The sequence below is a fragment of the Tautonia plasticadhaerens genome, from assembly GCF_007752535.1.
GTDB lineage: Bacteria > Planctomycetota > Planctomycetia > Isosphaerales > Isosphaeraceae > Tautonia > Tautonia plasticadhaerens.
This window is the reverse complement of the sequence record NZ_CP036426.1, coordinates 2148560-2168524: the sequence shown is the minus strand read 5'-3', so window position 1 is coordinate 2168524 and position 19965 is coordinate 2148560. Positions and strand designations below refer to the sequence as shown.

Below are 19965 nucleotides of genomic sequence, written 5' to 3'. Positions count from 1 at the left end.
CCGGGGAGGGGGGCGGGCTCGAACCGATCGGGGGGGCCGAACCGTCCCCCCCCGGCGGTCGAATGGAGGAGATTCGGGGGCCGCACCGCCAGGGGCCCCGGCCCCCGCCGCGGCCTCGACCCGGGAGGCGCCCGGGTCGCCAAAGCCCGGCCCCCTTATGCTATCCTGGTAAATTCGGGCGGCCCTCCGGCGAGACCGGCCCCGCCCGAGGCCCGGGCATGGCGTCGGGCCGAGGTCGCCGCCCCCCCGCCGCCCATCGAGGAGGATGTCGCGTTGTTCGCCGGACCTATCATCGCCCGGGAGCTGCTGACGGCCCCCCGCCCCCCGCGCTACTACGCCGCCCGGGCCTCGTATGCCGGCGGGTTGCTGATCGTCATGCTGACGATCTGGCAGGTCTTCGTGGGCTGGGAAGAGGGCGACGCGCTGAGCATCCTCTCCCGGTTCGGGGCCATCCTCTTCCTCTTCTTCGCCTACATCCAGCTCACGCTGATGCTCTTCTTCGCCCCGATCGCCTCGGCCACCGCCGTGGCCCACGAGAAGGACCGCCGGACGTTCGTCCTGCTGCTGATGACCGACCTGAGGGACGTGGAGATCGTCGTCGGCAAGCTCGTCGCCAGCCTGCTGCAGATCCTGACGCTGCTGCTGACCTCCCTGCCGGTGTTCTCCCTCTGCCTGCTGCTGGGGGGCGTCTCCTTCGGCCAGGTGATCGACGTGTTCCTGGTCACCTTCGCCGCGGGCGCGTTCGGCGGGGCCCTGGGGATGATCGTCGCCCTCTGGCGCGACCGGACCTTCCAGTCGATCGCCCTGACGGTCCTGCTGGTGGTCCTCGTGCTGATCCTGGGGGAGGCGGCCGCACTGGTCCTGCCCGAGTCGAGCCTGCTGGCCACCGCACTCAGCCCCTTCCGGGCCATCGGCGAGGCCATCCGCCCCCGCCCGGATCGGCTGGTGGGGCCGCTCGGCGCGTCCAGCCTGACCTTCACCGCGATCTACCTCGGGGCGACGGCCCTGGTGGTGCTCGCCTCGATCCTCCGGCTCCGCGCCTGGAACCCCGGCCGCAACGAGCCGAGGGAGCAACGCGAGGGGGAGGGCGAGGCCGAGGTCGTCGAGCAGCTCTACGAGGTCGAGGAGGCCGAGGTCGCCCGGCCCGAGCCCGCCGTCGTCGGCGCCCTGATCGCCGCCCACGTGGCCGAGGCCCGGGGGGACGCCTCCTCCTCCCCGGCCCGCTCCCTCGCCGAGGGGGGAGGCCCGGGGGGCGACGTCCGAGGCGGAAACGGCGACGGCGACGGGGCCGTCGATCGGCCCGGGGGCCTGTCGTTCGCCCGGCGGGAGACGACCGGCCTGCACGTCCCCCGCCGGACCCATCGCCGGGTGGTCCGCCAGGCCAGGCCGCATCGGAAAGTCTGGGCCAACCCGATCCTCTGGCGGGAGCTGCGCACCCGGGCCTACGGCACGAAGCCCCTGATCATCAAGGGGGCCTACGTCCTCGCGTTCGTCCTCGGCGTGCTCGCCTACTTCTCGGGGATCTCTCCCGAGTCCGGCGCCTGGTCGGGGGCCAAGGCGGCCCTCCCCGCCCTGCTGGCGGTCCTCAGCCTGATCCTCATCAACGCCCAGGGCGTGACGGCCCTGACCAGCGAGCGGGACACCGGTGCGCTCGACCTGCTGCTGGTCACCGAGCTGTCCCCCAAGCAGTTCATCTACGGCAAGCTCTACGGGGCGCTCTACAACGCCAAGGAGATGGTGGCGCTGCCGATCCTCCTGGCCGTCGCCATCTGGGCGGGCGGCCACATGAAGCTCGACTCCCTGGTCTTCGTCCTCATCAACTTCACCGTGCTCGTCCACTTCTCGGCGATGCTCGGCCTGCACGCGGCGATCACCTACACCAACAGCCGGCAGGCGGTGGCCCACAGCCTGGGGACGATCTTCTTCCTGATGCTCGGCATCCTCTTCTGCGCCGCCCTGATCATCCAGAGCCGGACCGAGTTCGCCAGGCAGCTGCTCAGCTTCCTGATCTTCATCGGCGCCGGCAGCGTGGCGCTCTACGGGTCGCTCGGGGCGAAGAACCCGTCGCCGGCGATCGGCCTGGTGGCGCTGCTCACCCCGTTCTGGAGCTTCTACTGCATCATCAGCATTTTGCAGGGGGACTTCGGGGCCGCCTTCCTCGTGAGCCTCGCGGTCTACTCGTTCGCCCTGCTGTCGATGCTGATCCCGGCGGTCAGCGACTTCGACATCGCCCTGGGCCGCACCAACGCGATCCAGGGATAGCGATGCCGGGGGCCCGGGCGACGCCAATCCGGCGTCGCCCGGGCCCCCGGGTCGGACCGCCCGTGTCCGGGGGGTCGACTCATGCGGGGACCCGATCGCCGTCCTCGATCGACTCGGTGGGGACGGGCCGGTTTCGCGACCAGGCCCAGAGCCCCAGCAGGGCCGCCCCCAGCAGGAACCCGGCGTTGTGCGAGTACTTGGCGACCGGCGGGACGTCTCCCAGCGGCTCGATGAGGAAGCCGAAGAGGGCCCGGGCCATCAGGACCCCCGTCGCGAGCGCGATGACGTGTCGGCGTCCCCATCGGCCCGACCGTGACCAGAGGGAGACGGTCGCCGCGCCCACCGCCAGGATCGCCATCCCTCCCGAGAACCCGGCCCAGCTCTCCGGCATGAGGTTGTAGAGGATCGCCGCGACCAGGCCGAGGACGCCCACGGCGAGGGGCCCGGGCACCCCGGTCTCCCGGTCCCCGGGCCCCGGGCGGCAGACCGCGAGCCCCAGGATCGCCAGCCCGACGGCGACGCCGAGCGATCCGGCCACCTGGGCCGCCGAGGCGTGATCCCGCTCGGTCTCGAGGTGGTCGTCCAGCACCAGGGCGGCCGCCGCCAGGTAGAGCAGGCCGACCAGGATGAGCCCCGGCGCCCGCAACCAGGGCCGATCGGCCATCCCGGGGCTCAGGGACTCCACCAGGGCGATCGGGATGCAGAAGCTCCAGATGACGTGGCCCACCAGGAAGACCATGGTCGCATAGGCGGAGAGCCCCAGCGGCCCGATCCAGGTGGTGCGGACCAGCGCCTCCCAGTAGTCGATCTCCCGGTAGGACTCGCTGAACATCGACTGGTCGACCACGCCGGCCTGGAGGATTCCGAACGCGGCCGACAGCGCGACGATCCCCGGCCAACCCGCCCCGGACCGCCTCGCGGCCTCCCGGATCAGGACCGCGGGGGCGCCGTACAGGGGGGCGAAGATCAGCAGGCTGCCGAGCAGCACGGCGGGGTCCCCGGTGCTCGTGTCGTAGCCGATGATGTACTCGGCGCACATCGGCGACAACACCATCAGGTCGATCGTGAGGGACCACCGCCTCGCGGGGTCCGGCGTGGTCGCGTTCATGACATCCTCCCGGATCGCCTCGGGTGCTGATGCCCGGCATCGGCAACCCCCTCCCCGTCGCGGACGACTCGCTCGGTCATTCGCCGGGGAGGGGGAATCCTTGCGGCGAATTGCCGTCCTCCTGCCCGGCGTCGACGAGCCCAGACATGCGCCGTCCGACGGGGCTTTCCGCCGATTGGCCGTCGTCATGCCGATCCCGTTGCCCTATCATGACGGCTTCGCCGACCCCGGCCCGTCCGGAATTCGGGGGCGGCCTTCCACCCTCGAACCGTTCGAGAGATCTTCGATGCTGCACCGGTCCATCCGTCGATTCCTCCCCCTGCCGCTCCTGCTCGTCGTCTCGGCCTCGGCCGCCCCCACCCCCCTCGACGAAGACCTCGCCCGGGAACTCCCCCGCATCCCGCCGACCGAGGCCGCCGACGCCCCCGCCACCTTCCGGGTCCAGCACGGATTCTCGCTCGCGCCGGTCGCCGTCGAGCCCCTGATCACCGACCCCGTCGACGCCAGCTACGACGCCGACGGCCGGCTCTACGTCGTCGAGATGCGCGGCTATCCCTACCCCGAGGACGTGCCCACCGGCCGGGTCCGCCTCATCGACGACGCGGACGACGACGGCCGGTTCGACTCCGGCACCACCTTCCTCGACGACCTCTCCTGGCCCACGGCGGTCGTCCCCTACGACGGCGGCGTCTTCATCGCCGTGGCCCCGGAGATCCTCTACGCCAAGGACACCGACGGCGACGGCGTCGCCGACGTCCGCGAGGTCGCCTTCTCCGGCTTCGGCACGAGCAACGTGCAGGGCCTGGTCAACGGCCTGCTCTGGGGCCCCGACGGCTGGATCTACGGCGTCTCCAGCAGCAACGGCGCCGACCGGGTGGTCAACCACCTCGACCCCGGGGCCGACCTCATCCCCCTCGGCACCCGCGACTTCCGCTTCAAGCCCGACGGCTCGGCCTTCGAGCCGGTCTCCGGGGGGGGCCAGAACGGCCACGCCTTCGACGACTGGGGCCACCGCTTCACCTGCAACAATAGCAACCACATCCGCCAGGTCGTCCTGCCCGCCGACGCCCTGGCCCGCAACCCCGACTACGCCGCCAGCACCCCCATCATCGACATCGCCGCCGAGGGGGCCGCCGCCCCGGTCTTCCGGATCAGCCCGGTCGAGCCCTGGCGGATCGTCCGGACCCGCCAGCGTGCCGCCGACCCCGAGTTCCGCCGACGCCTCCCGCCCAACGAGCTGGTCCCCTCCGGCTTCTTCACCTCCGCCACCGGCGTGACCATCTACCGGGGGACCGCCTTCGGCCCCGACTACCTCGGCAACGCCTTCATCGGCGACGTGGGCGGCAACCTCGTCCACCGCAAGCACCTGGCCGTCGACGGCTCGACCTTCGAGGCCACCCGGGCCGAGGAAGGGGTCGAGTTCGCCGCCTCCACCGACAACTGGTTCCGCCCCGTCAACTTCCGGAACACGCCCGACGGCACCCTGCTCGTGCTCGACATGTACCGTGAGACGATCGAGCACCCCGCCTCGATCCCCGAGCCGATCAAGCAGCACCTCGACCTGACCAGCGGCCACGACCGGGGCCGCATCTACGACCTCGTCCCCGCCGACTTCGAGCCCCGGGAACGCCCTCGGCTCTCCCGGGCCCCGGACGCCGAGCTGGTCCCCCTGCTCGCCGACCCCGACTCCTGGTGGCGGGAGACCGCCCAGCGCCTGCTGATCGAGCGGGACGCCCGGGACGCCATCCCCGCCCTCCGTGCGCTCGCCGCCGACCGGCCGACCGCCCTGGGCCGGATGCACGCCCTCTGGACCCTCTCCGCCCTCGGCGGCCTGACGGCGGGAGACCTGCTCCCCGCCCTCTCCGACGCCGAGCCCCGCGTCCGGGAGAACGCCGCCCGGCTCGCCGAGCCGCTGGTCGCCGATGCCGATGCAGCCGCAGACGACCTCCGGGACGCCCTGCTCGCCCTCGCCCGGGACGAGGACCCGATGGTCCGATTCCAGGCCGCCCTCTCGACCGGGGTCGTCCCCGGGCCCGAGGCGATCGACGCCCTGGCCGCCGTCGTCTCGGAGGACTCCGGTGACCGCTGGACCCGATCCGCCGTGATGACCGCCCTCGACGGGCGGGCCGACGCCCTGCTCTCCTCCCTGATCGACCTCCCCGGGTTCCTCGACCGCCCCGAGGCGACCGCCTGGCTCGGCGAGCTCGCCCTGCTCGTCGGCGCCTCCGGTGATCGCGGTCCGATCGATGCCCTGATCGCCCGGATCGGCCATCCCGAGGCCCGGCCCGCCGTCGTCCTCGCCATCCTCAACGGCCTGGGAGAGGGGCTCCGGCGCTCCGGGGGGGACCCCGCCGTGCTGACCTCCGGCCCGGCCGGCGAGGCGCTGGCCCCCGTCTTCGAACGAGCCGCCGAGGCCGCCTCGGCAGGAGGAGACGGCCCGGATCGGATCGAGGCCATCCGACTGCTGGCCCTGGCCCCGAGCGGACTGGCGCTGGAGACCCTCCCCGAATTGCTCGACGGCCGGCAGCCCTCCCCGGTGCAGCTGGCCGCGCTGCGGGCCCTGGGCGACCGCGCCGAGCCCGAGGTCGGGCCGATCCTCACCGCCGCCTGGCGGGGGTTCGGCCCCTCCTCCCGCCGGGAGGCCACCGAGGTCCTCTTCGCCCGGCCCGATCGCCTCTCCGCCCTGCTCGACGCCATGCAGTCCGGCGCGATCCCGCCCGGCCAGCTCGACCCCGCCCGCCGGGACCAGCTCCTCCAGCACCGGGACGCCTCCGTCCGGGGCCGGGCCGAGCAACTGCTCGCCGGCACCTCGGCGTCCTCGACCCGGGCCGAGGTGATCGCCTCCTACCGGGACGCCCTCTCGCTGGAGGGCGGGCCCGACCGCGGCCAGGTCGTCTTCCGGAAGGCCTGCGCCACCTGCCACAAGGCCGAGGGCTTCGGCGCCGAGGTCGGGCCGGATCTCGCCACCGTGACCAACCGGACGCCCGAGGATCTGGTCATCCACATCCTCGACCCGAACCGGGAGGTCCTGCCGCAGTACCTGAATTACAACGTCGCCACGGTCGACGGCCGGGTCCTCAGCGGCCAGGTCGCCTCCGAGTCGCCCACCTCGATCACGCTCAAGCGGGCCGAGGGGGTCACCGACGTCGTCCCCCGGGACCAGATCGACGAGTTCGCCTCCACCGGCCAGTCCCTCATGCCCGAGGGGCTGGAGGAGGAGGTCACCGTCGAGCAGATGGCCGACCTGATCGCCTACCTGAAGGGCCTGCAGGGGGGCTGAGCCCGGGAGGCGTCCGACGCCGGGATGAGGCCGCCGGGGGACGGCCTCGGCCGACGTTCGCGATCGACGACCGAGAGGATGGGACCGATGACGCAGCTCCTGCTCTACGCGATCGCCACGACGCTGCTCCTCTTCGTGGCCTTCGACGCGTTCGTGACGGTCTTCAGCACGAGGGGGGCCGGCCCGATGACGGGACTCTGGACTCGATCGGCCTGGAAGGCCCTGCTCGCCATCCATCGGAGGAGGCCCGTCCATCGGGTCCTGGCGATGTCGGGCCCCATGATGCTCCTGCTCGCGATCCTGGCGTGGTACGCCCTGCTCGGCCTCGGGTGGTTCCTGCTCTTCGCGGGGGACGCCACCTCGGTCATCGACAAGGGCACGGGGACCGCCGTCGGGCTGCCCGAGAAGGTCTACTTCGTGGGGGCCACGATCTCCGGCGTCGGCTACGGTGACCTCGTCCCCCGAGGCCTCCCCTGGACGGTCCTCAGCAATGTCGCCGTGCTCTCGGGGACGGTGCTCCTCACCACGTCGCTCTCCTACGTGCTCTCGGTCATCTCGGCGGCGATCGAACGCAAGCGACTCGCCGAGGGCATCTTCGCCGTCGGTGGAGACGTCGAGGAGTTCGTCGCGAACGCCTGGGCCCGGGACCCCGGCGGGCCCCTCGACGACCACATCATGCGGCTGGCGTCACGCATCGGCGACCACTCGCTCAAGCACCTCTGCTACCCGGTGCTCCACTACTACCACAGCGACGATCCCCGCCAGTCGCCGAGCCGTGCCATCCTCCTGCTCTCCGACGCCCTCTTCCTGATCGACCACTACGCCAGTCCCGAGGCCCGACCACCGGAGGGGGTCCTCAAGGTGGCCTGGAGCAGCATCGAGAACTATTCGAGCCGGGCCGACAACGGGGTCGTCGGCATCGAGCAAGTCGATCGGGACGTCCCCAACCATCTCGACCGGGAAACGCTCGTGCAGCTCGGCATCCCGACCAGGACGTCCGGGACCGACGCAGGACCCTCCGGATATCTCGAGCGGCGTCGTCGACTGGTTGCGATGTGCCGCCAGGATGGATGGTCCGCATCCTGAAGCCCCGAGGTCGGGCCGGGAGGGGACCGCTCGGGCTCAAGGGGGGGCCGGCGAAACCACCTCGAGGGCGACCTGCGGGTCGCCCTCGGGGTGGTTTCGGGATGCGATCCGGCGATGCGGCCAGGACCGGGCGCTCAGTTCCGACGCCCGCCGGCCAGGTCGGCGGCCGGGACGGGGGCCGCCGCCACGACCTCGGCGCCCAGGGTGATGTAGTCGGCGACGATCTTGGTGACCTCGGCGTTATAGAACGAGTCGAGGTTCCAGACCGTCTTCTCGTCGCCCTCGCCGCCGGCCCGGCCGGAGGTGACGGCCTCGGGCTGCTCGATCAGCTCCTGGACCTCCTCGTCCTCGTCCTTCTCGAACTCGGCGAAGAAGAGGTCCTTCTTCAAGGGCAGCTCCTTGCGGTTCTGCCGGTCGATGAACTTCTGGATCGCCTCGGCCTGCTTCTGGAACTTCTCGCTGCCCCGGCGACGCTCCAGGGAACGCTCGGTGAGCTGCGAGACCAGCTCGGCGGGCACCCGGTTGTAGTGGTCGTGCGGCAGGGCGTCGATCTTGTCGAAGGCCAGGGCGTTGTCCATCTCCCCCTCGCCGAGCTGCTCGATGTGGTCGGCGACCGAGGGGATGTGGATGTCCGGCGTCACCCCCCGGACCTGGGTGCTCATGCCGTTGGCCCGGTAGAACTGCTGGATCGTCAGGCGGAGGGCGCCGAGGTTGGGGAACCCCTCGGGGTTGCGGAGCCAGTTGTTCAGGTCGATGATGCTCTGCACCGTCCCCTTGCCGAAGGTGCTGGAGTCGCCGACGATCAGCCCCCGGCCGTAGTCCTTGATCACCCCGGCGAAGATCTCCGAGGCGCTGGCGCTGGTGTGGCTGATGAGCACGGCGAGCGGGCCGTCGTAGGCGGTGCCGGCGTCCTCGTCGTCGTAGGGCAGGACGCCGTCGGCGTCCCGGACCCGGACCACCGGGCCGGAGTCGATGAACAGGCCGGAGAGGGAGATCGCCTCCAGCAGCAGGCCGCCGCCGTTGCCCCTCAGGTCGATCAGGACGCAGTCGACCCCCTGCTCGTTGAAGCCCTCCAGCAGCTTCTCGCAGTCGATGGTGGCGCTGACGGCGTCCTCGTCGCCGCGGCGGACGGCGGCGGTGTCGCCGTAGAAGCTCGGCAGGTTGATCACGCCGAACTTCAGGGGGGTGCCGTCGGGGGCCTCGGCCTCGATCACCTCCCCCTTGGCGTGCTGGTCGGCCAGCTCGATCTTCTCCCGGGTGATGACGTAGGTCTCGCGCTCCTTGGTGCCGGCCGGCTGGACGACGAGCCTCACCTCGGTGCCCCGGGGGCCCCGGATCACCCGGACCACGTCGCTGATCTTCTTCTCGTAGAAGTCGACCAGCTCGCCGCCCTCCTCCTTCTCGACCGCGAGGATCTTGTCCTCGGGCTTCAGGCGGCCGTCCTTGGCGGCGGCGCCGCCGGGGATGATCTCCTTGATGACCGGCAGGCCGTCCTCCATCGTCAGGGAGGCGCCGATCCCCTCCAGCGAGAGCTGGAGCTGCTGGTTCATCATGTCTTCCAGGTTCTTCCAGCCCATGTACTCGCTGTGCGGGTCGACCGATTGCGAGAGGGCCGTCAGGTAGTACTCCATCAATTCGAGCATCTCGAACTGGTGGAAGTAGCGGTACAGGTTGTCCTTGTACCGGATCTTCAGCCGCTTGACGGCCTCGTCGTACTCGGTGTCGCCGAGCATCTGCACCAGCAGTTGGTACTTCAGCTCCTTCCGCCAGCGCTCCTTCGCCTCCTCGGCGTCGGCCGGGTAGTCCAGCGCCTCGGGGTCGTCGACGTAGGTCTCCTCGGCCTCGAAGTCGAAGCCGGCGTCGAGCAGTTCATTGATGACGGCGAACCGCTCGTCGAGCCGGGTGAGGAACCGGTCGAAGACGACCTGGGCGAACGAGAGATCCCCGCGCTGGATCTGGTCGTCGAGCTGGTCCTTGAAGGGCTCGAATTCTTCGATGTCGGCCTTGGTGAAGAACAACTTGCCGCGGTCGAGCGACTCGATGTAGCGCCCGTGCCAGCGGGCCGAGACCTCGTCGCCGATCTCCGGCTTCGACAGGTGGGCCCGCTCGATCAATTCGGCGACGATCCGGGCCGTGAGCCGGTCGGCCTGGTTGGGCTCGATCTCGGCATCCTGGGCCCCGAGCAGGGCCGACACGCCGACGGCGACCCCGAGGACCGCCGCCACTCCCTTGAACCGATGTGCTGAGGACCGCGGCATGTAGCGAGCTCCCGAAAGATCTCGGAGGGTTTGCGGACGGGGCGGTGCGAACCGCGACGGCCGGACTCCCCGGTCGGGGGGCCGGGCGGGGGCAGACCCGGGGGCCGACCCCGGGGCGTCGGGATCGGGTCGGGACGCCCTGGGGACGCCCCTTCCCGGGTACTTCATCATTCTACGCAACGACCCGGGAATTGTGCGAGGAACGTCCCGGGCCCCTCGACATCCGGCGGCCCGGGGCCCGTCGATGTCGGGATTTACCCCATTTCCGGGCAAACCGGGGCGAATGGGCAAGTCAGGGGTTAAGCTTTTCCCGGAGGGACGGTCATCCGGGCCGATCCCGACGCGTCGATCCCCCCCGATCGGCACACCCGGAGCCGAGCCGATGAGTCGCCAGGCCGTGATCAGCATGCCGCTGAGTTTCGCCATCGTCCTCGTCGCGGCCATCGGGCTCTCCGGCGCCATCCGGGACGGCGACGGAGGCCGGGAAGGGGTGGTCCATCACGATGGGGGCACGATCGCCGACCCCTCCGGGCCGGTCAAGCCCGAAAATCCCGAGGTCGAGGCCCGGGCCGAGGTCGATCCGCCCCCCGATCCCCCCTCGCCCCCCCCGGTCGGGGATCGGGTCGAGCCCCTCCCCGGCGTCCCCCGGCTCGAGCCCCTCCCCGGCGTCCCCCGGGTGATCGCCTCCCTCCCCGGCGAGTCGCTGAGGACGGTCTCCGAGCGGGCCTACGGCTCGGCCGAGATGGCCGGGCCGCTGCTCGACGCCAACCCCTCGGTCCTCGTCGAGCCCTGGCGCCCCCTGCCCGGGGGGACCCTGATCCGGCTGCCCTGATCGGCCCGACGGGCCCTCCCCCGGATCCTCGACGCGGGGCCCGGCGGGCCATCGGCCGCTCAGTCGGCGGCGGGTTGGCTCGTCTCCTGCCCCCAGATCTTGAGGTTGCGGAACTGACCCGAGTCGTCGAACGACCCGACGCCGATCCGACCGGGCACGAACGTCCTGTCCTCGGCCGTCATGATCGGCGTCTCCATGTCGTCGAAGTAGACGGCGATCGTCCCTTCCACGACATTCCGGACGAGCCGGACGTGGTGCCAGTCGTCGGTCCAGGGGGTCCCGTCGGTCCGTTCCTTGGCGATGGACACCCGGGGGGCCCCGTCGACGAGGAAGATGCTGTGGGCGTGCGGGTCGGCTTCCTTCCCGAGATGGACGTAATAGAAGTGGCTCGGGTCCTGATGGCCGAAGAAGAGGCAGAGATCGCGGTGGCCGTAGTCACGGCCGGTCGATCGCACCTCGAGATCCAACACGAACGAAAGCAGCCAGGGCGTCTCCATCAGGGCGATGTTCAGCGGAGAGCGGACCTCGGGCTCGTAGTCGCTCTTCTGGAACTGTTCGAGGACGGGCTGGCCATCGACCTCGGCGAGCCTCCAGGCGTCGGCGTCGGTGAAGCTCCAACCCTCCAGCCCGTGCGCGTCGAAGGTCGAGGCGGCGACCAGCGGCCAGTCGAGGGCCGCCGCCGGGCGATCCGGCTCATCGGCCAGGCCGGCGACCGGGCACAGCACGACGGCGAGGCAGGCGAGTCGGGCGATCATGGGGGCGGCTCCGCATCGGGATCGGCAGGGGGTCAGATGCTGCTGCGGAAGTACATCACGTCCCCATCCTGGACGATGTAGGCCTTCCCCTCAAGGCGCTGGAGGTTCTGGGCCTTGGCCTCCTTCTCCGAGCCGGCGCGCTTCAGGTCCTCGAACGCGGTGACCTCGGCCCGGATGAAGCCCCGGGCCAGGTCCGTGTGGATCTTCCCGGCGGCGTCGACGGCCGAGCCCCCCCGCTCCAGGTTCCAGCCGCGGACCTCGGGCTCCCCGGCGGTGAAGAAGGTGAGGATGCCGACCGCGTCGTACGCGGCCCGGATGATCCGGTCCCTCCCCAGTTCCTCGATCCCCCACTCCTCCATGAAGCCGGCCCGCTCCTCGGGGGACATCTGCCCCAGCTCCAGTTCGAGTTGCGCGTCGATCGCCAGGGCGTCGGGGGCCGACTCCGACACCCCCCCCGGCACCCCCTCCCCCTGGGGGGCGTTGACCACGACCACCAGGGCCTTGTCCGTGAGCAGGCCGAAGGAGCGCATCGGCTTCTTCTCCTCCTCGGTCAGGTCCAGGTCGCCGACGACCTGGCCGGCCTCCAGGGCGGCGGCGCATCGCCTCACCACGTCGAGTTCCTTGGTCAGCGCGTCCCGGTCGGGCCGGGGCTTCTTGACCTGCGACTCCAGCGTCTCGGACCGCTTGGTCAGGACGCTCAGGTCGGCGAAGACCAGCTCGTCCCGGAAGTGGGCCAGCTCGGTGGCCGGGTCCCCCCCGGCGGCGAAGCCGTTGATGACGACGACCAGGGCGTCCCCCTTGCGGATCAAGGCCAGGCGCTGCGGGTTGTCCCCGCTGCCGCCGGGCAGCAGGCCGGGGGTGTCGAGGAACTCAACGTTGGCCCGGGTCACCTTCTTCGGCGAATACATCGCCGCCAGGTCGTCGATCCTCGGGTCGTTGAGGACCGCGATGCCGACCTGCCCCTGCTGCACCTTGCCCGGGTCGGGCGAGACGCCCGTCAGCAGCTGGAACAACGTGCTCTTGCCGCTCCCGGCGAAACCGACCAGGCCCGCTTGCATCGGACTCGTTCCCTTTCGACACCATCGTGTCTGGCGTGGCGGCGGCCCGGCTCGGGGCGGGGTCGCCTGGTGGAAAATGATCCATGGACGGTGACGGAGGCCGGTCGGGAGGCCTAGGGAGGGGGCGGACCGGCGGCATCGGGGTCGGCGTTGGCGTCGGGAGGCTTCGGGAAGGCCGCCGGGGCGGACCCCGGCCCCGTCCCCCGCACCCCCCGCCGTCCGACGCCCGTCCTCCCCGGGTCCCGGGCCCCCGGCCCGGTCAGCCCGTCGAGGGCCGGAGGCCGGCCTCCAGGGCGTCGATCTGGGTGTCCAGCTCGGAGACGACCTCAACGCCCAGCGGCAGGGCCCCGTAGCGGACCCGGTAGAAGGCCTCGACCACCCGGCCGGGCACCTCGGCCAGGGGGCGGCCGTCGCCGCCCCGGGCGCGGTCCCCCAGCAGCACCGAGGCGCGTCGGGCGAACTCCCGGGGGGTCTCGGTGGACGGGCGTTGCAGGCCGTACGACTCCAGCACCCGGACCAGCCGGACGTAGGCGGCCAGGGCGCCCGAGGGGTCGTCGGCCCGGTCGTCCGGGCCGGAGAGCCGGCGGCCCAGGAGCCGCCAGAGCCGACGGCCCGTCCCGTACAGGCCGACGGTCAGCAGCATCACCAGGGACGAGGCGACGAACCCCTTGACGCTGAAGAAGGCCGTCGGGCTGGGGAAGTCGGTCAGCCATCGCATGGCGTTGAGCAGCGCCAGCCGCATGATCTGGAACCCCTCCCGGGCCTCCTTCACCAGGGCCCGGATCGGGTCGTAGAGCAGCTGCTTCTGGCGATCGGCGTTGAAGCCGGCGACGTAGAAGACCCAGATGTAGCGGACGAAGTCGGCCACCTGGCGGAGGCTCGTCGGCATCCCGCCGACCTGGGCGACCTGCTCGGCCTGCTCGGCCGCCGGCGCCGGGTCCAGCGGCAGCCAGACCGGCCGCCGGTCGCGGTCGGGGGTGAAGCCGACGTACGCCTCGACCCAGCTGTGCGCGTGCCGCTGCCGGACGATGATCATCTGGGCCAGGTCGTTCCAGTCCCCCCCCTTGAAGCCGTTGACCACCCGGGAGGGGATCCCCTGGCACCGGAGCATCAGCGCCAGGGCGGAGGCGAAGTACTCGCAATGGCCGGTCCGGGTGTTGAGCAGGAAGTCGAGGTTGGGGTCGAGCGTCGTGTCCTCCCGGGTCATCCGCAAGGAGTAGTGGAACTCCCCCGAGTCCCCCAGATACGCCTCCAGCGCCCGGGCCTTGGCGACGAGGTCGTCCGAGGGGATGCCGGCCACCACCCGGTCGGAGATCTCCCCGAGCGGGGCCACCAGGTCGTCGGGCACGTCCATCAGGCCGCCGCCGTCGAAGGAGGCGACCACCACGTCGTTCTCCCCCGGCTGGATGGGGATCCCAGGGCGGTCCCGCTCCGAGAAGACCGAGTAGCTCAGCGGCCCGAGGTTGCGCCGGCCCCCCCCGATCCGCCGGGGGCCGCGGTCGAGGTCCCGGACCAGCGTGCCGTCGGTGGCGTTCATCTCGATCAGGCCCTCGGGGCCCTCGATCTTGAGGATCGGCCTCAGCGCGAAGAGCACCCGATCCGACGTCTCCTCCATCCGGATCCGCTGCTCGATCAGCCCCCGGCCCCCCCCCCGGGACGCCGGGGGGGAAGTCGACTGGATGTCGTCGCGGTCCCGGCGCCATCGGCCGTCCCGGTAGCCGGTCAGCGTCACACCCCGCCAGCGCAGGTCCTCCTCCGGCCGGATCCGTTCGCCGTCGGCCAGCAGGTCGGCCGAGAAGACGATGGCGTTGTTCTCCAGGATCTCCCCCATCTGCCCGAGCCGGACCTCGTCGCTGAAGCCGGTCAGGCTCCTGGGGGCCACGGCGCCCCTCGGGGGCGCCTGTCGGGCGTCGGAGCGGGGCATGATCAGGAAGATGAACATGCCCAGCAGCAGGGTCATCGCCGCCGCCCTCGCCGTGGCGATGTAGAAGGGCAGCCCGAAGAGCCCCGGATACGGCTCCCCCCCCGTCGGCCCGCCCGCCCCGGCCGGCGGGCCCGGCGGGGCCGGGCCCGGGCGCCCCGACCGCAACGCCTCCCGGTGCAGGTAGAACAGGCTCAACACCCAAAGCGCAAGAATCGCCCAGAGCACCAGCAAGAGCCCCACCCGGTCCCCCTGGCTGAGGAAGCAACCGACGAGCACCTGCATCAGGCCCAGCAGGATCAGGTACCAGTCGTCGGTCGGCTCCTTGGGGCGGAACATCTTGACCAGGGCGAGGTAGTACAGCCAGTGCCCGCAGGCCAGCACCAGCTGGTTCGGGTCGATCCGGTATTCCAGGTAGACCAGCATCAGCGAGGCGACGCCCAGCAGGTTCGCCGTCCCCGGCCCGATCCCCCGGCCCGGCCTCCGGTCGACCATCAGGTAGGCGAGCACCCCGGCCGCGGCCATCACCGGGGGGAAGAACCGCGCGTAGCGGAAGTTCGACCCGCCCAGCAGGATCGCCGCGTCGGCGTCGACGTTCAGGATCAGGGCCGAGAGGAACATCAGCAGGTACAGGCTGATCCGATAGAGCGACTCGAACCTCATGCCGGCACCTCCGGGCGTCGGTCCCGGCCAGGGGCCCCGGGCCGGCCGTCGCCGTCCGGGTCGAGGGCCGGCCGGTCGTCGATCGGCCCCGCCGGGGCGAGGCCGGGGCCGCCGTCGAAGCGGATGTAATCCTCCAGGTCGCCCCGGGAGGCGTCGAGGGTCAGGATCCGGCCGGTGATCCGCAGGCCGGTCGACTCGTTCAGCCGGGCCGCCCGCTCGTATTCCTCGGCCAGGTTGATCGGCCGGGTGGTGACGATCAGCAGCATCGCGTCCCGCAGCATCGAGGCCGGCAGGGCGTCGAGCAGGCCGCCGACGTGCCCCTCGGGCGTCGGCCTCAGCACCGCGAGCGACTCCAGCAGCTCGTGCAGCAGCCGGATCGAGGCCGGCCCGTGCCGGACCGCCGGGCTCGGCCCGGTCCACCCCAGCAGGAGCCGACGCCCCGAGCCCCGGCACGTCTCCAGGCAGACCGTGGCGGCGAAGCGGATCGCCCGCTCGACCGCCTCCCGCTGCTCGGCCGAGGCCTTGGACCTGGGCAGCCAGGGGTCGAGCAGCACGGCGAGGTCCTGGTCGCTCTGCTGCTCGAACTCCTTGACCATCGGCTGGCCGAGCCGGGCGCTGGTCCGCCAGTGGATCCAGCGGGGGCTGTCCCCGGGCCGGTAGTCCCTCAGGCCGTGGTACTCCTGCTGCTGGGCGCTGCGGTCGTGGCGGCGGCCCCTCCGGGTCTCCGTCGCCTCCCGGAAGACCCGTCGCCAGCGGCGGGTCAGGGTCCCCACGCCGGGGTAGACGACCAGCGACCCGGGGGACTCGATCGTCACCCTCCGCTCCAGAAGGCCGAAGGGGGACCGGGTCACCAGCTCGATCGTGCCGAAGGTGTACCGGCCCCGGGCCGGAGCATTCCCCCTCCAGGAGATCCGCAGCCGGTCCCGCCCCGGCACCCTAGGGAAGAAGGCCTTCGGGTACAGCTCCCGGGCCGAGGGGGTCCCCGGCCCGTCGGGCGTCAGCACGTCGGCGGCCGTCATCGCCAGCGCCTCCCGCCAGCGGTGCGGGTTCTCCAGGACGTAGTCGATCACCAGCGGGGACTCGGCGAAGACGTAAGGCGGGCCCCGGCGGGTCACCCGGAGGCCCCGCAGGACCGCCGCGCTGACGAAGATCGACCCCACGATCGGCCCCGCCGCCAGCCCGGCGATCAGCAGCACGAGGTTGATCTGCTGGTACAACCCCGTGCCCAGCAGGATCAGCCAGACGGCGATGTACCCCACCCCCTCCGCCGTCCACCGCAACGTCTGGCTCGGCCGCAGCGCGGCCGAGGCGGCGCGGGCCAGTCTGCCGATCGGGCTTCGGGCCATGCGGAGCGATCCCCGGTGGGGTCAGGGCGGAGGGTGCGGGACGGGAGCGGGAGCGGGACGGCCCCGGGGGGGAGGGGAATCAGGCCGGCACCCGGATGCGGTCCACCAGGTCCCGGATGATCGCCTCGGAGGCGTTGAACTCGCCGGCCTGGAGGAACGACTTGCCGACCACCCGGTGCGCCAGGACCGGCAGGCTCATCGCCTTGATGTCGTCGGGCACCACGAACGACCGGCCCTGGACCAGGGCGAAGCCCTGGGCGGCCCGGTAGAGCGTCAACGCCCCCCGGGTGCTGACGCCGACGTTCAGGTCCTCGCTGTCCCGGGTCGCGTGCACGATCTCCATCAGGTAGTCGGCGATCGCGTCGTCGACCCGGACCGCCCGGGAGGCGTGCTGCAGCCGGAGCACCTCCTCCCGCGAGAGCACCGGCCTGAGGTCCTCGACCGGCTCCCCCCCCCGGTGGCTGGTCAGGATGTGCCGCTCCTCGCTGGGGATCGGATACCCCATCCGGATCCGCATCATGAAGCGGTCGAGCTGGCTCTCGGGCAGGACGTAGGTCCCCTCGAACTCGTACGGGTTCTGGGTCGCCAGCACCAGGAACGGCGGCTCGAGCGGGTACGACTTCCCCTCGACCGACACCTGGCGGTCCCCCATCGCCTCCAGCAGGGCGCTCTGGGTCCTCGGCGTGGTCCGGTTGATCTCGTCGGCGAGGATCACGTTGGCGAACAGCGGGCCCGGCTTGAAGACGAATTCCCCGGTCCCCGAGTTGTAGACGCTCGAACCGAGGATGTCCGACGGCAGCAGGTCCGGAGTGAACTGCACCCGGCGGAAGCTGCAATCGATGCTCGCCGCCAGGGCCCGGGCCAGCAGCGTCTTGCCCACCCCCGGCACGTCCTCGATCAGCAGGTGCCCCTCGGCCAGCAGGGCGACCAGCACCAGGCGGATCACCTCCGGCTTGCCCAGCACCACCGAGCCGACGTTCTCCGTCAGGCGATCGAGCAGCGGCAGCAGCGATTCGAGGTCCGGCGCGGTCAGCTCGTCGATGGTCGGGGCACTCATGGGCGATCCGGGGCTCGCTCGTCGGGGGAATCCTGGGCGGGACGCCGATCCGTTCGATCCCTCCGGATCGTCTCGATTCGATCCGGCGATTATACGCCCCCCCCTCCCCCGTTTCCACGCCCCCGATCCCCGACTTCGGCGATCCCCCCTCCCCTCCCCGTTGCGAGCCCGGGGGCGTCCCCGGGCCCCCCGGCCCGGCCGACTCCCCGAGAGGCGCCGCCCCCGCCGGTGTGGTATGGTTCGACCCGGACGCCGATGGGCCTCGCGACCGGCCCCCCGACCCGAACCGAGCCGGAGAGCGAGGCGGTTGATGGCCGAGGCCCCGATCACGGTCGCCCTGCTGGGCGGCCACCCCTCCCGGACCGGGGAGGCGAGGCGGCTGGCCCGGCTGGTCGACCGCCTGGCCTCCCGGGGGGTCTCGGCCCGGGTCGTCCTGCCCGGGGGGGGGACGGAGCTGAGGGAGCATGGGGTGGACCCCCTGGAAGAGCCCTGGCTCGCCCGCCCCTGGCTCGCCCGGGCCTCGGCCCGTCGGCTGCCGATGGCCGACCCCGACTTCCGCCCCGACCTCGTCCACGCCCTCCACGACGAGGCGGCCGGGGCCGCCGCCGTGCTGGCCCGACTCCGCGACTTGCCCCTGATCCGGACGGTCGAGGACGACGCCGGGCTCGACGGCCCCTCCCGGCTCGACCCCCGGGGGCTCGCCGCCGTGGTCGCCTGCGACGCCCGCATGGCCGCCCTGCTCGACGCCAGGGACCGCGCGATCGGCCGGCTGGTCCGGGTCATCCCCCCCGGCTTCGACCCCCCGGCCGACCCCGGGCCGGCCGACGGCTCCCCGCCGGTCGGCCGCGTCCCGGTCATCGGCGCGATGGGCCGGCTCGGCCCCGGATCCGGGTTCGAGACCTTCCTGGACGCGGTCCACCGGGTCGTCGAGACCGGCCGGGACGTGGAGTTCCTCGTCGTCGGGCTCGGGCCCGGGGAGTCCCGGGTCCGCCGCCGGGCCGACCGCCTCGGCATCGCCGACCGCCTCACCTTCGCCGGCCCCTCGACGCTGGAGGACGCCTTCTGGGGGGTGGTCGACGTCTACCACCAGCCCTCCGCGGTCCCCTCCTGCGGCCGGCACCTGATGGCCGCGATGGCCGCCGGCAGGCCCTGCGTCGCCCCCGACCTCGACGGCCTCCGGCAGCTGCTCTCCCCCGGGGACCTCGGCCTGCTCGTCCCCCCCGGGGACCCCGCCGCCCTGGCCCGGGCCCTGCTCTCGATGCTCGACCGGCCCCTGCTCGCCCGGTCCCTGGCCGACCGGGCCCGGGCCTGGGCCTGCACCCACCTCGACCCCGACCGCGAGGCCGACGCCCTCGCCTCGCTCTACGGGGCCGTCGCCCGGACCTCCCCCCCCCCGGCGACCCGGCGCTCGTAGACCTTCGCCCAGCAGAGGAAGTCGTAGAACGACAGCAGGGCGCAGAACGCCAGGCCCGGCTTGCCGTCCAGGAACCCGAGCCGGATCACGTAGGCGTAGACGAACCGGACCACCGGCCGCATCGGCAGCCTCAGGTACACCTTCTTCAGCAGCCGCTTGAGCCGCTTCCCCCGGCCGATCCCCGACGGCACCGGCTCGTGCAGGAACCGCTCGAACTGCTCGGCCTCCCACGAGGCGTACCGGTTGTGCTTCTCGACCCAGGAGTCGATGGTCGGGTAGGCGTGGTGGTCCAGCTCGTGTTCCAGCCGGCCGACCCTGCCCTCCAGCTCGACGTGCTCGTGCGCCTCGTTGTCCCCCGTCCTCGACCCCGGCGAGACGGGCATCCGCTCGTACCGCCCGAGCCGGTGCTTGAAGAACCGGAGGTTCCAGCACTCGGCGTAGCCGCAATGCCGGATCCGGCGGCCGAGGAAATAGTATTTCATGTTCAGGTAATAACCGTCGAGCGCGCCCGACTCGACCTTCCCGGCGATCTCCCGGGCCAGCGCGGGCGGCACCACCTCGTCGGCGTCGACGATCAGGACCCAGTCGTTGCGGAAGTCGATCGCATCGAGCGCCCAGTTCTTCTTCTTCGGGTACGTGCCGTTGAAGCGGAACTGGACGACGGTCGCGCCGTGCTCCTCGGCCACCTCGGCCGTCTCGTCGGTGCTCTGGCTGTCGACGACGAACACCTCGTCGGCCCAGGACAGGGCGGGCAGGCACCTCCGCAGGTTCCCGGCCTCGTTCTTCACCGGCACGATCACGCTGACCGGCACCCGGGCCGTCCCGGGCGTGCTCGTCGCGTCGGCCCTCGATTCGGCGATGGTCGCCATCGGCGATGCTCCTTCGATCCGTGCTCGGTTGATCGGGAAGGCGGTCCCGGCATCCC

The 19965-nt window shown here is 71.9% G+C and carries 13 protein-coding genes; 5 read left to right on the top strand and 8 right to left on the bottom strand.

From position 1 onward, the window contains the following. Positions 1-273: 273 nt before the first annotated feature. Positions 274-2262, top strand: coding sequence for an ABC transporter permease (locus ElP_RS08335; RefSeq protein WP_145268274.1), 1989 nt, complete (start codon positions 274-276; stop codon positions 2260-2262). Between the two features lie 79 nt (positions 2263-2341). Here ElP_RS08335 and ElP_RS08330 read toward each other — a convergent pair whose 3' ends face one another. Further along, the gene (locus tag ElP_RS08330; protein ID WP_145268272.1) at positions 2342-3370 is read right to left on the bottom strand and encodes a hypothetical protein; all 1029 of its coding nucleotides are present in this window, start codon (positions 3368-3370) and stop codon (positions 2342-2344) included. 286 nt (positions 3371-3656) lie between these two features. On the opposite strand from ElP_RS08330, the gene ElP_RS08325 reads away from it, so the two are divergent. Both ElP_RS08325 and ElP_RS08320 read left to right on the top strand, forming a co-directional pair. After that, positions 3657-6650: a PVC-type heme-binding CxxCH protein gene (locus tag ElP_RS08325; protein WP_197446816.1), complete on the top strand. Its 2994-nt coding sequence runs from the start codon at positions 3657-3659 to the stop codon at positions 6648-6650. 87 nt (positions 6651-6737) lie between these two features. Further along, entirely contained in the window at positions 6738-7736 is a 999-nt protein-coding gene (locus ElP_RS08320) for a potassium channel family protein (protein WP_197446815.1), read from the top strand. 134 nt (positions 7737-7870) lie between these two features. On the opposite strand, the gene ElP_RS08315 is transcribed toward ElP_RS08320, so the two are convergent. After that, entirely contained in the window at positions 7871-9994 is a 2124-nt protein-coding gene (locus tag ElP_RS08315; RefSeq protein ID WP_145268266.1) for a carboxy terminal-processing peptidase, read from the bottom strand. A 382-nt stretch (positions 9995-10376) separates the two neighbouring features. Here ElP_RS08315 and ElP_RS08310 point away from each other — a divergent pair, with 382 nt between their 5' ends. Next, a complete protein-coding gene (locus tag ElP_RS08310; protein WP_145268264.1) occupies positions 10377-10826 on the top strand; it encodes a hypothetical protein in 450 nt (149 codons plus the stop codon). 59 nt (positions 10827-10885) lie between these two features. On the opposite strand, the gene ElP_RS08305 is transcribed toward ElP_RS08310, so the two are convergent. From ElP_RS08305 to ElP_RS08285, 5 genes are all read right to left on the bottom strand, one after another. Further along, the gene (locus ElP_RS08305; RefSeq protein WP_145268262.1) at positions 10886-11581 is read right to left on the bottom strand and encodes a hypothetical protein; all 696 of its coding nucleotides are present in this window, start codon (positions 11579-11581) and stop codon (positions 10886-10888) included. A gap of 32 nt (positions 11582-11613) precedes the next feature. After that, positions 11614-12639, bottom strand: a complete 1026-nt coding sequence (locus tag ElP_RS08300; protein ID WP_145268260.1) for a DUF933 domain-containing protein — start codon at positions 12637-12639, stop codon at positions 11614-11616. 259 nt (positions 12640-12898) lie between these two features. After that, entirely contained in the window at positions 12899-15223 is a 2325-nt protein-coding gene (locus tag ElP_RS08295; protein WP_145268258.1) for a transglutaminase TgpA family protein, read from the bottom strand. After that, positions 15220-16569, bottom strand: coding sequence for a DUF58 domain-containing protein (locus ElP_RS08290; protein ID WP_145268256.1), 1350 nt, complete (start codon positions 16567-16569; stop codon positions 15220-15222). The genes ElP_RS08295 and ElP_RS08290 overlap by 4 nt, the downstream gene beginning before the upstream one ends. A 79-nt stretch (positions 16570-16648) precedes the next feature. Beyond that, complete coding sequence (locus tag ElP_RS08285) at positions 16649-17626, bottom strand: AAA family ATPase (RefSeq protein ID WP_145268254.1); 978 nt, start codon at positions 17624-17626, stop codon at positions 16649-16651. A 310-nt stretch (positions 17627-17936) separates the two neighbouring features. On the opposite strand from ElP_RS08285, the gene ElP_RS08280 reads away from it, so the two are divergent. Then, the gene (locus tag ElP_RS08280) at positions 17937-19040 is read left to right on the top strand and encodes a glycosyltransferase family 4 protein (protein WP_197446814.1); all 1104 of its coding nucleotides are present in this window, start codon (positions 17937-17939) and stop codon (positions 19038-19040) included. On the opposite strand, the gene ElP_RS08275 is transcribed toward ElP_RS08280, so the two are convergent. After that, positions 18989-19909 carry a glycosyltransferase family 2 protein gene (locus tag ElP_RS08275; protein WP_145268251.1) on the bottom strand — a complete coding sequence of 307 codons (921 nt, stop codon included), beginning with the start codon at positions 19907-19909 and terminating at the stop codon, positions 18989-18991. The two genes, ElP_RS08280 and ElP_RS08275, sit on opposite strands and share 52 nt — an antisense overlap. Positions 19910-19965 lie beyond the last annotated feature (56 nt).

What these genes read in the sequence shown, in the direction of transcription:
- ElP_RS08285 (WP_145268254.1), bottom strand. Translation starts at nt 17,626, where the DNA reads ATGAGTGCCCCGACCATCGACGAGCTGACCGCGCCGGACCTCGAATCG.
- ElP_RS08280 (WP_197446814.1), top strand. Translation starts at nt 17,937, where the DNA reads ATGGCCGAGGCCCCGATCACGGTCGCCCTGCTGGGCGGCCACCCCTCC.
- ElP_RS08330 (WP_145268272.1), bottom strand. Translation starts at nt 3,370, where the DNA reads ATGAACGCGACCACGCCGGACCCCGCGAGGCGGTGGTCCCTCACGATC.
- ElP_RS08310 (WP_145268264.1), top strand. Translation starts at nt 10,377, where the DNA reads ATGAGTCGCCAGGCCGTGATCAGCATGCCGCTGAGTTTCGCCATCGTC.
- ElP_RS08315 (WP_145268266.1), bottom strand. Translation starts at nt 9,994, where the DNA reads ATGCCGCGGTCCTCAGCACATCGGTTCAAGGGAGTGGCGGCGGTCCTC.
- ElP_RS08305 (WP_145268262.1), bottom strand. Translation starts at nt 11,581, where the DNA reads ATGATCGCCCGACTCGCCTGCCTCGCCGTCGTGCTGTGCCCGGTCGCC.
- ElP_RS08325 (WP_197446816.1), top strand. Translation starts at nt 3,657, where the DNA reads ATGCTGCACCGGTCCATCCGTCGATTCCTCCCCCTGCCGCTCCTGCTC.
- ElP_RS08300 (WP_145268260.1), bottom strand. Translation starts at nt 12,639, where the DNA reads ATGCAAGCGGGCCTGGTCGGTTTCGCCGGGAGCGGCAAGAGCACGTTG.
- ElP_RS08320 (WP_197446815.1), top strand. Translation starts at nt 6,738, where the DNA reads ATGACGCAGCTCCTGCTCTACGCGATCGCCACGACGCTGCTCCTCTTC.
- ElP_RS08290 (WP_145268256.1), bottom strand. Translation starts at nt 16,569, where the DNA reads ATGGCCCGAAGCCCGATCGGCAGACTGGCCCGCGCCGCCTCGGCCGCG.
- ElP_RS08295 (WP_145268258.1), bottom strand. Translation starts at nt 15,223, where the DNA reads ATGAGGTTCGAGTCGCTCTATCGGATCAGCCTGTACCTGCTGATGTTC.
- ElP_RS08275 (WP_145268251.1), bottom strand. Translation starts at nt 19,909, where the DNA reads ATGGCGACCATCGCCGAATCGAGGGCCGACGCGACGAGCACGCCCGGG.